This window comes from Streptomyces avidinii, assembly GCF_014650695.1.
Classification (GTDB): Bacteria; Actinomycetota; Actinomycetes; order Streptomycetales; family Streptomycetaceae; genus Streptomyces; species Streptomyces avidinii.
The window spans coordinates 99,733-113,992 of record NZ_BMVL01000019.1 but is presented as its reverse complement, the minus strand read 5'-3'; the positions used below and the strand labels follow the sequence as shown (position 1 = coordinate 113,992).

The following is a 14,260-nucleotide window of genomic DNA, read 5'->3' as shown; positions in this document are numbered from 1 at the left end:
GGCGGCGGCCGGGGTCACGCCATTTGAGGGAACGGATTCGAACCTGGCCCCCGGAAGGGTGAACCGTCCGACCGGACCTTTGTTTTCGTGCCAACTGTTTTCTGGTTGTGTGCAGTTGATGCCCGGGTGTGGCTGTTTCGAGCGGAGTCGGCGGTCGGCCGACCGGGTGGGGTGCGGGCCCCGCCGCGTGGCGGGCCGGAGGAGGCCGCGGGCGGCTGCGTAGCGTGACCCGATGCCCAACCACCGGACCCGTCGGGCCGTCGGCGCCGGCGCCGCAGCCTTTGTCCTCGCCTCCGTGCTGGCGCTCGCACTGCCCCGCGGTGAAGCGGTGGCCGCGGCTCCGCCGCCACCGGCACCGGGGCCCGCGGGGGCGGCGCATCCCGGCTCGCCGGGGGTGATCGGGAGCGGGCCCGGGGACTGCGGGCCGGGCGGGGAGTGGCCCTGGGACTGCGTGGCCGACTGCGAGAGCGGTGGGCGGTGGTCGGTGAACACCGGCAACGGCTTCTACGGCGGGCTGCAGTTCTGGCAGCCGACGTGGGAGGAGTACGGCGGGCTGGCGTTCGCGAAGCGGGCCGACCTGGCCGCGCGCGCGCAGCAGATCAGGGTCGCGGAGGACGTGCTCGGCTCGCAGGGCTGGAACGCGTGGCCGGTGTGCTCGAAGCGGTACGGGCTGGCGGGGCGGATGCACACGGTCCGGGAGGGGGACACCCTGGTGTCGATCGCCCGCAAGCACCGCGTGCGGGGCGGGTGGCGAGCGCTCCACGAGGCGAACCGGGCGCTGATCGGGCCGAAGCCGGAGGCCATCGCGGTGGGCATGCTGCTGGCCCTCCCCACCCCGGAGCCCACCGCCCCGGCACCGGTCCCGGCCGCCCCGAAGCCCGCCCCGTCGCCCACTCCGAAGCCCGCCCCGTCTTCCGCCCCGAAGCCCGTTCCGGCGGGGCCGGCGCCCGCGCCGGTGCCGGTCGCCGCACCGGCCGCCCCGCGGCCCGTCCCGCGGCCCTGACCGTCCCGCGGGACCGTTCGCGCGTTGCGCGATGACCGGAAGGCGCTGACCCTGGAAACGACGGGCCGAACGGCTCGGTCGGACTCCGGTGGTGAGCCAGATGGTCCAGAGCAGACACCCACGCGCACCCTCACGTGCCGCGGCATGCACGGCGGCCGCGGTCCTGCTGGCCGTACCGGCCGTCGTGGGGTGGTCCTCGGGCGCCACGGCGGCGGGTGCCCCGGCCCCACCGGCCGCCGCGGTCCTGATCCTGCCGGCCGCGGACGGGCCCGCGGATCCCGAGGCGGCCAAGAAGCAGATCGAGAAGAACTGGACCGCCTTCTTCGACCCGAAGACCCCGACCGACGAGAAGGCCGAGCTGTTGCAGCACGGCGACCTGCTCAAGCTGCTGCTGAACGGCTTCTCGGCCGGTGCCGAAGCGGCCAAGACCTCCGTCAAGGTCACCGACATCACCTTCACCTCGCCCACCGAGGGCACGGTGACGTACGACCTGAGCGTCGGATCCGAGACGGTGCTGCCGGGCAGCAAGGGGTCCGTGGTGCTGGAGGACGGGGTCTGGAAGGTCTCGTTCGAGACCGTCTGCGAGCTCATCGAGGCGAGCGGCGCGGAGGCGCCGCCGCTGCTGTGCTGAGTACGGGCCGATCGCGGGGCTTTGGCAGACTCGGGGGATGCTCGACACCTCCGCACGACTGCTGCGCCTGCTCTCCCTGTTGCAGGCCCACCGCGAATGGACCGGCGCCGACCTCGCGGACCGGCTCGGAGTCACCGCGCGGACGGTCCGGCGGGACGTGGACCGGTTGCGGGAGCTCGGATACCCGGTGAACGCCAGCCCCGGTACCGGCGGCGGCTATCAGTTGGGCGCGGGGGCCGAGCTGCCGCCGCTGCTGCTGGACGACGACGAGGCCGTGGCCGTCGCCGTGGGCCTGCGGACCGCCGCCGGGAACGGGGTCGAGGGCATCGGGGAGGCCTCCGTACGGGCCCTCGCGAAACTGGAGCAGGTGCTGCCGTCGCGGCTGCGGCGCAGGGTGTCCGCGCTCAACGAGTTCACCGTGCCGATGCTGCGCGGGGCGCAGCGGTCCACCGTGGACGCCTCGGTGCTGACCGAGCTGGCCTCCGTCTGCCGCGACGCCGAGCGGCTGCGCTTCGGGTACCGCGACCACCGGGGGAACGTCAGCCGCCGCACGGTCGAACCGCACCGGCTGGTGTGCACCGAGCGCCGCTGGTACCTCGTCGCCTGGGACCTGGACCGGGAGGCGTGGCGGACCTTCCGCGCCGACCGGATCGAGCCCAGACCGCCGCACGGACCACGGTTCACCCCGCGCCCGCCGCCCGCCGAGGACCTCGCCGCGTACGTCTCCGAGGGCGTGTCGCAGCGGGTGTACGCGGCCCGCGCGGTGGTGCGGCTGAAGGTGTCGGCGCAGGACGCGGCGCGGATCATCGGGCCGAGCGAGGGAGTCCTGGAACCGGTCGACGGGGAGAGCTGCCTGCTGCGCACCGGGGCGGTGAACCTGGACGTTCTGGTGATTCACGTCATGCTGCTCGGCTGCGAGTTCGAAGTGGTCGAGCCGCCCGAGCTGACGGATCGGATCAGGTGGGCGCGGGATCTCCTGACCAGAGCCGTGGACCCGGAGAAGTGAAGGAAATGTAGCGGACCTGAGGGGGATTCAGCTGGTCCGGACCAGTGTGATCACGGCAATTCCGGACATGAATTCCGCAGGCTCCGGGCCGAATTCCAAACCGCCCGCATCCCGGGCGTGTCGCGGACCGGTAAACAATTTGCGGCTGTAGATATTCTGTGACACAAGCGTGACCCGGGACGGACGAACGTCCGGGCGTGGCGCTGACGAACGGCGAAGGCGGGCCGGGTCCGAGGACCCGGCCCGCCTCGGTGTCGCGGGGGGAAGGTGGTGCGTACCGTCCCCCGCCCCGGTCAGCCGCCGGCGACCGGACGGGCCGCGGCCCCCCGGGCGGCGGCCCGGTCGGTGTGCGGCGGGCGGCGGCTGCCGGCCGGGGTGACCGGGGTCCGCTCGGAGCGGATCACGTGCGGCCGGCCGGCCGGGTGCACGGTGGCCCGGGGTGCCGAGGAGTGCACGGCGACGACGGCCGCCACGGTCGTGGCCGCCGCCGAGGTCGCGGCGGTGGCTGCCACGTTGGCCGGTACGGGCTGCGGGACCGGCTCCCCTCCGGTGCCGGCCGCGGGGCGCAGCTGCCACTTGCCGCCCGCCGAGAGCAGCGGGGTCAGCGCGGAGACGACCGGCGCGGGCATCCGTCCGGTCTCGGCACGGCGGCGCAGCAGCTCGCGCCGGTCGAAGACGTAGGCCTCGGTCCGGGCGATGAGCGGTTCGAACCAGGGGAGGGCCAGCATGATCAGCAGGCCCGCGGACCACCCGAGCAGGACGTCGCTGACCCAGTGGGTACCGAGGTACACGGTCGTGGCGCCGACGCTCAGCGAGACGACGGCGGACACGATGGACAGCACCCGCCGGGTGACTCCGGTCGAGGCCAGATAGGCCAGGATTCCCCAGGTCACAACGGCGTTGGCGGTGTGGCCGGAAGGGAATATATCGCCACCGGCGAAGAGTTCGGCGGATCCGATCTCCGTGGCGTAGTGCGGGCCGAGCCGGCCGAGGCCGAGCTTGACGGCACCGACGGTGACGTTGAGCAGCAGCAGCGCGACGGCGAGGGTGATCAGCGGGCGCAGGGTGTGCTGCCGCCAGGAGCGCCAGCCGAGCCAGGCGGCGACCATGACCGCGGTGGGTCCGCGCTGGCCGAGCACGACGAGATAGTCGAGGAAGGCGTGCAGTTGCGGCCACTGCTCGTAGGGCCGGAAGAACATGATCTGCCAGTCCAGCCGGACCAGCCAGGAAGTGGTCAGTACGGCAACCACGATTGCGAGGTAGAACGCGAGGGTCGATCCCAGGAGCACGACGCGGTGCCGGCTCATCTGCGGAGTTTGCAGATGAGCCGGTCGCTCTGGTTCCCGGTCCAGCCGGGCGAACACCCGCTCCAGACGGGTCAGGATTTGGTCGGTACGCACTCAATCGACGTTACCGCCCGCCGCTGGTCGGCCTGGGCGAATCGCGGGCTTTGTGATGACCATGTGATGTGGAGTTGGTCTCATGCGGGACTTAATTCCCGCTATTTCGACTGCGGTTGGAAGCTTCTTGATCCACTGCTTCGAGAATTGTTTCGGCCGCTTATCGGGACTTTATTGCCCTACGGGTCATTTCTTTTGCCGAAAGATGGATGGGAATGATCCGTTCCGTGACGTGCCGGCTCTACGGAGGACCCGAGCCGTTCAGCCAGAACGCCCCGTAGACCGCCGAGGCCACCGCCAGCGCGCCCACCACCGACACCGCCCGCCCGGTCCGCCGGCGCGCCAGCGCCACCGCGGGCGGCAGCATCAACGGGAAGGCCGGAAGCAGCAGCCGCGGCTTGGAGCCGAAGTACCCCGACGCGCACAGCGCCAGCGCCACGACGATCCCGCAGTACACGAGCAGCGGCACCGGCTGCCGCTGCCGGACGCACTTCCCGTACAGCCAGAGCACCAGCACGACCCCCGCGACCAGTCCCACCCCGGCGAGGAACGCGGACGAGGCCAGCTTCGCCCCGACGAACCGCGCGAACGCCCAGCCGCCGTCGAAGCCGTTGCCCCAGCCGCCCTGCACGTCCAGATAGCCGAGCAGTCCGCCCCCGGTGCGCGCACCGACCCACAGCACGTACGCCGCAGCGCCCGCCGGAGCCAGCAGTGCGCCGGCGACCGTCCGCCAGGACCGCTCCCCGCGCCGCCGGGCCAGTACGGCGGCCACCCACACCGCCGCGACCACGGCCGCACCGACCGGGCGGGTCAGTCCGGCCCCGGCCGCGAGCAGCCCGGCCGTCAGCCACCGACCGCGCAGGGCCCCGTAGAGCGCCCAGGCGGCCAGGGCGGTGAACAGCGACTCGCTGTACGCCATGGACTGCACGATCCCGACGGGCAGCGCCGCCCACAGGGCGACCGCGAACAGCCCGGCCCGGCGGCCGTGGACCAGATCGGCCACCGCGAAGATCCCCCAGGCCGCGGCGAGGCCCGCGACCACCGACACCACCAGCCCCGCGGAGCCGTACGAGAGCCCGGTCGCAGCCGACACCACCCGTTCCAGCCACGGCAGCAGCGGGAAGAACGCCAGGTTCGAGTGCACGTCCCCGTTCGGGAGGACCACCTCGTACCCGTACCCCTCCGCGGCGATGCGGGCGTACCAGAGCGAGTCCCAGCGGGCCGACAGCAGCGTGTGCGGGCTGCTGCCGACCGCCGCGCCCCACACCGCGAGCACGGTCAGCCCGAGCAGCCGGACCGCGGCGAAGACGGCCAGTGCGGGCGCGGCCCGGCGAAATCCAAGATCCTTCACGGGCATGATTATCGGTGGCGCCGGTGAAGCGGCTCGCGGGCCGGGGGGCCAGAACCACGGACCGTGAGCATGCGTGTACGCGGGGGAGGGCCGAGGGGGAGGTGAGTGGCGTACGCCACACGGGGGCCGCCGGGGGGATGAGAGCTTGACCACGTGTGGCACATGCGAACTCGCGTACGCTGACCGTTCACTCGCGTGTCGATGCCGGACCCCGTTGGACGCCGCACAGCGCACCCCCCCCCGTGGCTCCGCAAGACGCTGGTCCGCCGAGCGCGAGGGATCACCTGGGAGGTACATGCATGTCGGGGACGAACGCGGCCGGAGTCGGGACCCCTTCCCCCTGGCAGCGGATCGGCGCGGCTTCCGGCGGGGTCAACCGCTGGGTCGTCCTGGCGGTCCTCTGCATCAGCCTGGTCCTCGTCGCGCTCGACGCGACGATCCTGCACGTCGCTGTCCCCTCCGTCACCGAGGACCTGCGCCCCGGGTCGATCGAGCTCCTCTGGATCGTCGACGCCTACCCGCTGGTCTGCGCCTCCCTGCTGATCCTCTTCGGCACCCTCGGCGACCGCGTCGGCCGCCGCCGCATCCTCCTCCTCGGCTACGGACTCTTCGGCGTGGCCTCCGCGATAGCGGCCCTCGCCGACAACGCCCAGGTCCTCATCGCCGCGCGCGCCCTGCTCGGCATCGGCGGCGCGATGATCATGCCCGCCACCCTGTCGATCCTGCGCCAGGTCTTCCCCGACCGGCGCGAGCGGGCGCTCGCCATCGGCATCTGGACCGCGGTCGCCGCCATCGGCGCGGCCAGCGGCCCGGTGCTCGGCGGCTTCCTCGTCCAGCACTTCTGGTGGGGCTCCGTCTTCCTCATCAACATCCCGCTGATGGCACTCATCGTGCCGCTCGGGCGCTGGCTGCTGCCGGAGTCGCGCGGCGCCGCCGACGGGCCGTGGGACGTACTCGGTGCGCTGATGGCCGCCGGCGGTGTGCTCGGCGCGGTGCTCGGCATCAAGCGGCTGGGCGCCGAGCGCCGGCTCCTCGACGCCGAGGCACTGCTCCCGCTGCTGGTCGGCGTGGTGCTGCTCGTACTGTTCGTGCGCCGGCAGAAGCGGCGTGAGCACCCGCTGATCGACATCCGGATGTTCTCGCGGGCCGCCTTCTCCACGTCGGTCGCCTGCATCGTGCTCGCGATGCTGGCGCTGGTGGGCCTGGAGCTGATCGCCGTCCAGTACCTCCAGCTGGTGCTGCAGCTCAGCCCGCTGGAGACCGGCCTGCGGCTGCTGCCGCTGACCTTCGCCGCGATGGCCGCGGGCGCCACCGGCTCGTACACCCTGAACCGGATCGGGCCGCGCACGATGGTGTCGCTGGGCTTCGTCCTGACCGCCTTCGCCGTGCTGCTGCTGACGCTGATGGGCCAGCACGACCGGCCGCTGCTCCTGACCGTCGGCTTCATCCTGCTCGGCTTCGGACTGCAGACCACGCTGTTCGCCGCGTACGAGTCGATGCTGAGCGAGGCTCCGGCCGAGACCGCGGGCGGTGCGGCGTCGATCGGCGAGACCTCGTACCAGCTCGGCGCGGGCATCGGCATCGCGCTGCTGGGCAGCGTGATGAACGCGGCGTACCGGCCGGGGCTGGTCGGGGTGCCGGGGGTGTCGGCGGCGGATTCGGCGGGCGCGGCGAATTCTCTGGGCGAGGCCTACCAGATCGCCGCGCACCTCGGGGGGCCGGCGGGGGCCTCGCTGTACGCCGCGGCGCGGCAGTCGTTCGTGCACGGACTGCATGTGACCCTGCTGGTCAGCGCGGCGTTGTTGGTGGCGGGGGCCGTGATGGCGCTGAAGCTGCCGCGGGCGATGGATTGCGGGGCGGTGGAGCCGCTGCCCGACGGCGAGGCGGTGCGGTTGCCCGCGCAGGCGAAGGGGGAGGCGGCGCGGCCGACCCCGGTGGAGCAGGCGGGCTGACACCGTCCGGCCGGCCCGCGGGTACGGCGCCGTTGCCGGGGCGCCGCCCCCGAACCCCCGCGCGTCGAACGCCGGCAGGGCTGGACGGGCGCCGCAAGCGTCGGCCGGGCTGGAAGAGCGCCTCGGCGGGGCCGGAGCAGCGGCCTCGACAAGTGGGACTGGATTTGCCCGGCAAGGGCTAATAGCGTCGGCCGAGCGCAAAAACTTGCGCTGCTAGGTTCCTGCTCAGGCCGCCGGGAGGCCCCCGTGTCCTTCGTTCCCACCGATCCGCTCGGGCTCGACGAGCTCCTCGGGCCCGAGGACCTCGCCGTCCGGGACACCGTGCGTGCCTGGGCCGCCGACCGGGTGCTGCCGAACATCGCGCAGTGGTACGAGGACGGCGAGCTGCCCGGGATCCGGGAGCTGGCGCGGGAGCTCGGCGCCATCGGGGCGCTCGGGATGTCCCTCCAGGGGTACGGGTGCGCCGGCGCCAGTGCCGTGCAGTACGGGCTCGCCTGCCTGGAGCTGGAGGCCGCCGACTCCGGGATCCGTTCGCTCGTCTCGGTGCAGGGCTCGCTCGCCATGTACGCGATCTGGAAGTACGGCTCCGAGGAGCAGAAGCAGCGCTGGCTGCCCGGTATGGCGGCGGGCGAGCTGATCGGCTGCTTCGGGCTGACCGAGCCCGATGTGGGGTCGGACCCCGCGGCGATGCGGACCTACGCCAAGCGCGACGGCACGGACTGGGTGCTGAACGGCCGCAAGATGTGGATCACCAACGGTTCCGTGGCGGCCGTCGCCGTGGTGTGGGCGCAGACCGACGACGGGATCCGCGGCTTCGCGGTGCCCACCGACACCCCCGGGTTCTCCGCGCCGGAGATCAAGCACAAGTGGTCGCTGCGGGCCAGCGTCACCAGCGAGCTGGTGATGGACGACGTACGGCTGCCCGCGGACGCGGTGCTGCCGCAGGTCACCGGGCTCAAGGGGCCGCTCGGCTGCCTCAGCCACGCGCGGTACGGGATCATCTGGGGATCCATGGGCGCGGCGCGGGCCAGTTTCGAGTCCGCGCTCGACTACGCGAGGACGCGGGAGCAGTTCGGCAGGCCGATCGGCGGCTTCCAGCTCACCCAGGCCAAGCTGGCGGACATGGCCCTGGAACTCCACAAGGGCATCCTGCTCGCCCACCACCTGGGCCGGCGGATGGACGCGGGCACCCTGCGGCCGGAGCAGATCAGCTTCGGCAAGCTCAACAACGTCCGCGAGGCCATCGAGATCTGCCGTACCGCGCGGACCATCCTCGGTGCCAACGGGATCTCCCTCGAATATCCCGTCATGCGGCACGCCACCAACCTCGAATCGGTCCTCACCTACGAGGGCACTGTCGAGATGCACCAGCTGGTGCTGGGCAAGGCGCTCACCGGGCTGGACGCCTTCCGGTGAGAGCCCTGCTCAGCTCTGGTTGAAGAAGTCGCGCGAGCGGCCGCCCGCTTCGCCGCTGACGATCTGGGTGTCGGCCGGGGTCAGGAGGAAGACCCTGGTCGCCACCCGCTCGATCGACCCGCGCAGCCCGAAGGTCAGTCCGGCCGCGAAGTCGACGACGCGCTTCGCGTCACCCGGGTCCATCGACGACAGGTTGACGATCACCGGCACCCCGTCGCGGAACAGCTCGCCGATCCCCCGTGCGTCACGGAAGCCGTCCGGGGTGACCGTCGCGATACGACGGCCGTGCTCCACGGCAGACTCGGAGGCCACCCGCACCCGGGGGTCGGTGACCCACTGCTCGCCGGGGCCGGCCACCGACCCCTGGGCGGCCTCCGCGTAGTCGTCGTCGTAGTAGCGCTCGTCGTCGCTGTCCTCCACGAGACCCAGCCAGGCACTCGCCTTGCGCACCGAACCCATGGACTGCCTCCTTTCACCGCGGTCAGTCTGTCTTCTCTCCGCTGCCCCTATGCTCGTCCATGATGCTGACAACGCGCCAAGTGGATAGTCGCCGCGCAGGGGTTTCGTGACGGTACTGGTGCAGAACATCCGTTGCACGGTCAAGGATCCTGGTGGCTACCACTGCTGACTGAGTGAAAATACGACCGCTGCCGCCTTACGGGTGAGCGATGCGGACGTACGGGTGAAACACGCGGGTCGATACGATGCCCGGCAAGCACGCGTACGACACACGGGGGAACAGCTTGTTCGGCATCGTCAGGCCCTGCACGCACCGGTTGGGAGAGCGGTTCAAGGCGGAGTGGATGGCCCATTTGTGCGGGCTGTGCCTGGCACTTCGGGGGGATCACGGACAGTTCGCCCGAATCGTTACGAACTACGACGGGCTGCTGGTCTCCGTTCTGACGGAGGCTCAGTCCGGTCCGGCGCCCGGTGCCCGGCGCACCGCGGGGCCCTGCCCGCTGCGCGGGATGCGCACCGCCTCCGTCGCCCAGGGCGAGGGCGCGCGGCTCGCCGCCGCCGTCTCGCTCGTGCTCGCCTCCGCCAAGGTGCGCGACCACGTCGCCGACCGGGACGGGCTGTTGGCCCGCGCCCCCATAGCCGCGGCCGCCCGCAAGGTGGCCCGCGGCTGGGACCGGGCCGGGGCCCGCACCGGAGCCTCGCTCGGCTTCGACACCGCGGTGCTCGTCGACGCCGTGGACCGGCAGGCGGGCATCGAGACGCTGGCCGGCCCGGGCACTCCCGTGCTCGTGGTGACCGAGCCGACGGAGACCGCGACGGCCGCCGCCTTCGCCCATACCGCACAGCTGGCCGGACGGCCGGGCAACGCCCCCGCGCTGGCCGAGGCGGGCAGGTACTTCGGCCGGCTCGCGCACCTGCTGGACGCGGTGGAGGACCAGGGCGCCGACGCCGTCGCGGGCGCCTGGAACCCGCTCACCGCCACCGGCACCTCGCTCACCGAGGCCCGCAGGCTCTGCGACGACGCCCTCCACGGCATCCGGCTGGCCCTGCGCGAGGTCGAGTTCACGGACGCGGGGCTCGCCCACCGGCTGCTCGTGCACGAACTGCGCACCTCGGTGGACCGGTCCTTCGGGACCAGTAGCTGCGGCCATACCGCGACGGCCTCCGCCGGGCAGGGAGGAAACCCGTACGCGGGCGGCCCCGCGGTGGACCCGTACGGCGCGAACCCGTACGGCGGCAACCCCTACGCCCCGAACGCTCCGCAGGCCCCCGGCGGGCCGGGTATGCCTCCGCCCATGGGGCCCGGCGGCGGTGGCGGCGGCGGTGGGCTGCCCCCGCAGCGGCCGCGCCGCGGGCTGCTCGCGGGCTGCGCGGTGGCCATCGGGCTGTTCTGCACCTGCCAGATGTGCTGCACCGAGTACGAAGGTCCGTGGTCGCGGGAGCGGCGCGAGCCGCTCTGCGACGGCGAGGACTGCTGCGACGGCTGCGACTGCTGCAGCAACTGCGGATGCGACGACTGCTGCTGCTGTCCCTGCGACGGCTGCTGACGGTCTTTCGGATTTCACAGGTCCGGACGGCGTACGCGGGGATTCCCGTCCGGACCGGCGTGGAAGGGCTGAGCGGGATGAGCGACGACGCAGACGATCCGCACGCCGCATGGCGGACATGGCACGAGCGCAGGGCGGCGGCCGTGTCCACGCCCTACGGCCCCCTCGCCCTGACCGGAACCTTCTGGCTCGCCGACTACCCGGAAGGTCGAATTCCGGCCGTTCCGGGGCGCTGGCGCGCCACGGAGGCCGGTGCGGTGCTGACCGTCACCCCCGAGGACTCCTGCCGGCTCGACGGCGAGCCCTTCACGGGTGAGGTCGTCCTCGACGCCGACGAGGGGCCGCCCGCGCACGCCCGGCTCTCCGCCGGGGCGCTCCGGATCGTCGTGATCCGGCGCGAGGGGGAGTGGGGAGTACGCGTCTTCGACCCCGACTCCGAGGCCCGCCGGGCCTTCGCCGGCGTCGAGACCACCCCGTACGACCCCGCCCACGCGCTGCCCGGGCGGTTCCGGCCGTACGCCGAGGACCGGAGCGTCCAGGTGGAGAACGCCGACGGGCGGGCGCGCGGACTCGGCCTCGGCGGAGAACTGCTCTTCGCCTTCGAGGGCGCCGAGCACCGCCTCCGGGTCGCCGTCGACCCGGACGACGGCAGCCTCTGGGCCGTCTTCGGGGATGCCACCGGCGGGAGCTCCAGCTACCGCTTCCGCTTCCTGAAGCCCGGCATACCCGACGCGCGGGGCGCGATCACGGTGGACTTCAACCGGTCCCTGCTGCCTCCCTGCGCCTTCGCGGACCACTTCATCTGTCCTTTCCCGCCACCCGGGAACACGCTGCCGTTCGCGGTCGCGGCGGGTGAGCGGAGGCTGAAAGCCGCTCTTGCGACCGGTATCTGACGACAGGACACTCCCGACAGCGCTTGTCAGGGGCACGGCCAAAGCTCATGCGCCCGCCGTGCCCCCGGCTGCGCCTCACGGGCTCTGGCACCCCCACAACCGCCGGGCCCCCGACCCTCTCCAGGAGGACGAGAAGTGAGGATCAAGCGCATGACCCGTACCAGGCTGCTCGCGGCGGCCACCGGCCTGGCCGCCGCCGCAGCGCTCGCCGTCCCCACGGCCGCGAGCGCGGACTCGCAGGATGTCGGATTCAGTGCCGACCGGCTCGCCTCGGCCGGCGCATCCGTCCTGCGCGCCGACGTGGCGGGCACCGCCTGGCACACCGACCCCGCCACCGGAACCCTCGTGGTCTCCGCCGACTCCACGGTCTCCCAGGCCGGCATCGCGAGAATCAAGCGAGAGGCCGGAGCCGACGTCGGAGCCCTGCGCATCGAACGCATCCCCGGCAAGCTGACCAAGCTGGCCTCCGGCGGCGACGCGATCTACGCGACGAGCTGGCGCTGTTCGCTCGGCTTCAACGTCCGCAGCGGCAGCAACTACTACGCCCTCACCGCCGGACACTGCACCGACGGCGCCGGCACCTGGTGGACCAACTCCGCCCGCACCACCGTTCTCGGCAGCACCACCGGCTCCAGCTTCCCGACCAACGACTACGGCCTCATCAAGTACGCGAGCAACACGCCGGTCCCCCCGGGGACCGTCGGCAGCCAGGACATCACCAGCGCCGTGAACGCCACCGTCAACATGTCGGTGACCAGGCGCGGCTCCACCACCGGCATCCACAGCGGACGGGTCACCGGGCTCAACGCCACCGTCAACTACGGCGGCGGCGACGTCGTCTACGGCATGATCCGCACCAACGTCTGCGCCGAACCCGGCGACAGCGGCGGCCCGCTCTACTCCGGCACCCGGGCCGTCGGCCTCACCTCGGGCGGCAGCGGCAACTGCTCCTCGGGCGGTACCACCTTCTTCCAGCCCGTGGTCGAGGCCCTCAATGCCTACGGGGTCAGCGTCTACTGACGGTGACTCACGCGCCCCCGTCGCACCCCTGGACGTCCTCCCGCCTTCTGGGAGGATGTTCCGGGCGAGGACCGTGTCCACGGGGGAGGCTGGTTTCTGCATGAAACGCATCGGCGTGACCGGGCACCGAGCCATTCCGGACTCGGTGCTCGGCCATGTGGAGGACGGCCTGCGGGCCGTCCTGGGCGGCCACGAGGGACCGTTGGAGGCCTTCTCCAGCCTCGCCGAGGGGGCGGACCAGCTGTTCGCCGCCATAGCGCTGGAACACGGCGCCGGTCTCACCGTGGTGATCCCCAGCGAGGACTACGAGGAGGCCTTCGAGGACGCCGAGGCCCTCGCCCGCTACCAGGGCCTCAGGAACCGGGCCACCCAGGAGATCCGGATGGACTTCGCCCGCTCCACGGACGAGGCCTACTACGCCGCCGGCACCTACATCGCCGACTCCTGCGACCGGCTCGTCGCCGTCTGGGACGGGCAGCCCGCCCGCGGGCACGGCGGCACCGCCGAGATCGTCGCCTACGCGCGGGCGCTCGGCAAGCCGGTCACCGTCATCTGGCGCGAGGGCGCGACCCGCGACTGAGTCACGCCCCCGCGAGGCCGCGTCGGCGACGGCCCTCAACTGCTGTGCCGGGCCAGCCAGTCCGTGTGCTGCGGGGACACGTACCGCTCGGTCTCGTACACCGACGAGGGCCACTGGGACTCGGTGATGGTCGTCTGCATCACGACCATCATCGCCGCCAGATCCTGCTCGATCAGGGTGTGCGCCTCGATCAGCGGATGGTGGCGGCGCACCTCGTTCCAGGCGATACCGGCCGCCGCCGCCGCGCTCAGCAGCGCGGTCAGCCTCGGCCCGGGACCCGAACCGAAGGACCCCAGCAGCGCGAACATCAGGGCCAGGCAGGTCAGCAGCACGATCGTCCACGACCACAGGTTCGTCGCCCGCCGGGACACCTCCGCGCGCCGCCGGTACCAATTGCGCTGCTCGATCAGCCGGTCCCGGACGTACGTCTCGCGCCGCGCCTGGTAGTCCATCCCTCGCAGCCGCTCCATCGCGCCGGTGATCTCCCCGCCCTCCGGCACCGTCCCGGCGGAACGCGGATCCTCCCAGCCCATCTTCCGCAGCTCGGCCAAACCCGCCTCCAGCCTGCTCCGGTACGTCACCCCGGGCTCGGCGACCTCGCTGCCGAACGGCGCCCCGTGCACCGCGTACCGCCAGGCCAGGGACTTGATGAACTCCGCCGCACTGCGGTTGAGCTGCCACTGCGGGCGGGCCCGGCGCCGGGTCGCCCGCATGCCCACGACCAGCACCCCCACGTACGAGAGCACGCTCAGCAGCCCGAAGAGGTACATCGAGCCCAGCTTCGGCCCGGCGGGCAGCGCGGCGGCCGCCGCGGCCGCGACCAGCAGCAGCAACTGGGCGCGCGTGGCCTGGGTGGACTCCCGCTGCCGGGAGATCGCCGCCTGGTCGGTGTGGTGGAAGAGGGCCGGCAGGTCCTCGTTTCGAAAGGTCATGCTGTCGGTCACAGCGCCCCCCTGCTGTCGGGTGGCGGGCGGCGGGACCCCGCGGTCGCGGAGCCTCCGC

Annotated in this window: 12 protein-coding genes and 1 pseudogene; 9 read left to right on the top strand and 4 right to left on the bottom strand. The window is 72.5% G+C overall.

Annotated elements, in window-relative coordinates:
- Positions 1–232 precede the first annotated feature (232 nt).
- The 3 genes and pseudogenes from IE257_RS39250 to IE257_RS34200 all read left to right on the top strand — a co-directional run.
- Positions 233–1,003 (top strand): LysM peptidoglycan-binding domain-containing protein, encoded by a 771-nt coding sequence (locus IE257_RS39250; RefSeq protein WP_189973728.1) that lies wholly within the window; start codon positions 233–235, stop codon positions 1,001–1,003.
- Between the two features lie 100 nt (positions 1,004–1,103).
- A complete protein-coding gene (locus IE257_RS34205; protein WP_229920830.1) occupies positions 1,104–1,634 on the top strand; it encodes an MTB12 C-terminal domain-containing protein in 531 nt (176 codons plus the stop codon).
- A 37-nt stretch (positions 1,635–1,671) separates the two neighbouring features.
- Positions 1,672–2,625: pseudogene (locus IE257_RS34200) on the top strand (helix-turn-helix transcriptional regulator); the annotation flags it as partial.
- 308 nt (positions 2,626–2,933) lie between these two features.
- Here IE257_RS34200 and IE257_RS34195 read toward each other — a convergent pair.
- Positions 2,934–4,040, bottom strand: coding sequence for a phosphatase PAP2 family protein (locus IE257_RS34195; RefSeq protein WP_189973725.1), 1,107 nt, complete (start codon positions 4,038–4,040; stop codon positions 2,934–2,936).
- Between the two features lie 241 nt (positions 4,041–4,281).
- Positions 4,282–5,397: a putative hexosyltransferase gene (locus tag IE257_RS34190; protein ID WP_189973724.1), complete on the bottom strand. Its 1,116-nt coding sequence runs from the start codon at positions 5,395–5,397 to the stop codon at positions 4,282–4,284.
- Between the two features lie 293 nt (positions 5,398–5,690).
- On the opposite strand from IE257_RS34190, the gene IE257_RS34185 reads away from it, so the two are divergent.
- The gene (locus IE257_RS34185; protein WP_189973723.1) at positions 5,691–7,343 is read left to right on the top strand and encodes an MFS transporter; all 1,653 of its coding nucleotides are present in this window, start codon (positions 5,691–5,693) and stop codon (positions 7,341–7,343) included.
- 246 nt (positions 7,344–7,589) lie between these two features.
- Entirely contained in the window at positions 7,590–8,759 is a 1,170-nt protein-coding gene (locus IE257_RS34180; protein ID WP_189973722.1) for an acyl-CoA dehydrogenase family protein, read from the top strand.
- A gap of 9 nt (positions 8,760–8,768) precedes the next feature.
- Here the strand turns inward: IE257_RS34180 and IE257_RS34175 are convergent, their stop codons facing one another.
- Positions 8,769–9,218: a cell division protein SepF gene (locus IE257_RS34175; RefSeq protein ID WP_052875748.1), complete on the bottom strand. Its 450-nt coding sequence runs from the start codon at positions 9,216–9,218 to the stop codon at positions 8,769–8,771.
- Between the two features lie 284 nt (positions 9,219–9,502).
- On the opposite strand from IE257_RS34175, the gene IE257_RS34170 reads away from it, so the two are divergent.
- The 4 genes from IE257_RS34170 (at position 9,503) to IE257_RS34155 (ending at position 13,258) form a co-directional block, all read left to right on the top strand.
- The gene (locus tag IE257_RS34170; protein WP_189973772.1) at positions 9,503–10,765 is read left to right on the top strand and encodes a DUF5685 family protein; all 1,263 of its coding nucleotides are present in this window, start codon (positions 9,503–9,505) and stop codon (positions 10,763–10,765) included.
- Positions 10,766–10,842: 77 nt separating this feature from the next.
- Positions 10,843–11,658 (top strand): DUF1684 domain-containing protein, encoded by an 816-nt coding sequence (locus IE257_RS34165; protein ID WP_189973721.1) that lies wholly within the window; start codon positions 10,843–10,845, stop codon positions 11,656–11,658.
- Between the two features lie 135 nt (positions 11,659–11,793).
- A complete protein-coding gene (locus IE257_RS34160; protein ID WP_372453125.1) occupies positions 11,794–12,678 on the top strand; it encodes a S1 family peptidase in 885 nt (294 codons plus the stop codon).
- A gap of 100 nt (positions 12,679–12,778) precedes the next feature.
- A complete protein-coding gene (locus tag IE257_RS34155) occupies positions 12,779–13,258 on the top strand; it encodes an OTU domain-containing protein (protein ID WP_189973719.1) in 480 nt (159 codons plus the stop codon).
- Between the two features lie 35 nt (positions 13,259–13,293).
- On the opposite strand, the gene IE257_RS34150 is transcribed toward IE257_RS34155, so the two are convergent.
- Positions 13,294–14,190: a DUF4231 domain-containing protein gene (locus tag IE257_RS34150; protein WP_189973718.1), complete on the bottom strand. Its 897-nt coding sequence runs from the start codon at positions 14,188–14,190 to the stop codon at positions 13,294–13,296.
- Positions 14,191–14,260: the final 70 nt, after the last annotated feature.

Coding starts and splice junctions, on each gene's coding strand:
- IE257_RS34185 (WP_189973723.1), top strand. CDS start 5,691: ATGTCGGGGACGAACGCGGCCGGAGTCGGGACCCCTTCCCCCTGGCAG.
- IE257_RS34165 (WP_189973721.1), top strand. CDS start 10,843: ATGAGCGACGACGCAGACGATCCGCACGCCGCATGGCGGACATGGCAC.
- IE257_RS34150 (WP_189973718.1), bottom strand. CDS start 14,190: ATGACCTTTCGAAACGAGGACCTGCCGGCCCTCTTCCACCACACCGAC.
- IE257_RS34155 (WP_189973719.1), top strand. CDS start 12,779: ATGAAACGCATCGGCGTGACCGGGCACCGAGCCATTCCGGACTCGGTG.
- IE257_RS34205 (WP_229920830.1), top strand. CDS start 1,104: ATGGTCCAGAGCAGACACCCACGCGCACCCTCACGTGCCGCGGCATGC.
- IE257_RS34175 (WP_052875748.1), bottom strand. CDS start 9,218: ATGGGTTCGGTGCGCAAGGCGAGTGCCTGGCTGGGTCTCGTGGAGGAC.
- IE257_RS39250 (WP_189973728.1), top strand. CDS start 233: ATGCCCAACCACCGGACCCGTCGGGCCGTCGGCGCCGGCGCCGCAGCC.
- IE257_RS34190 (WP_189973724.1), bottom strand. CDS start 5,397: ATGCCCGTGAAGGATCTTGGATTTCGCCGGGCCGCGCCCGCACTGGCC.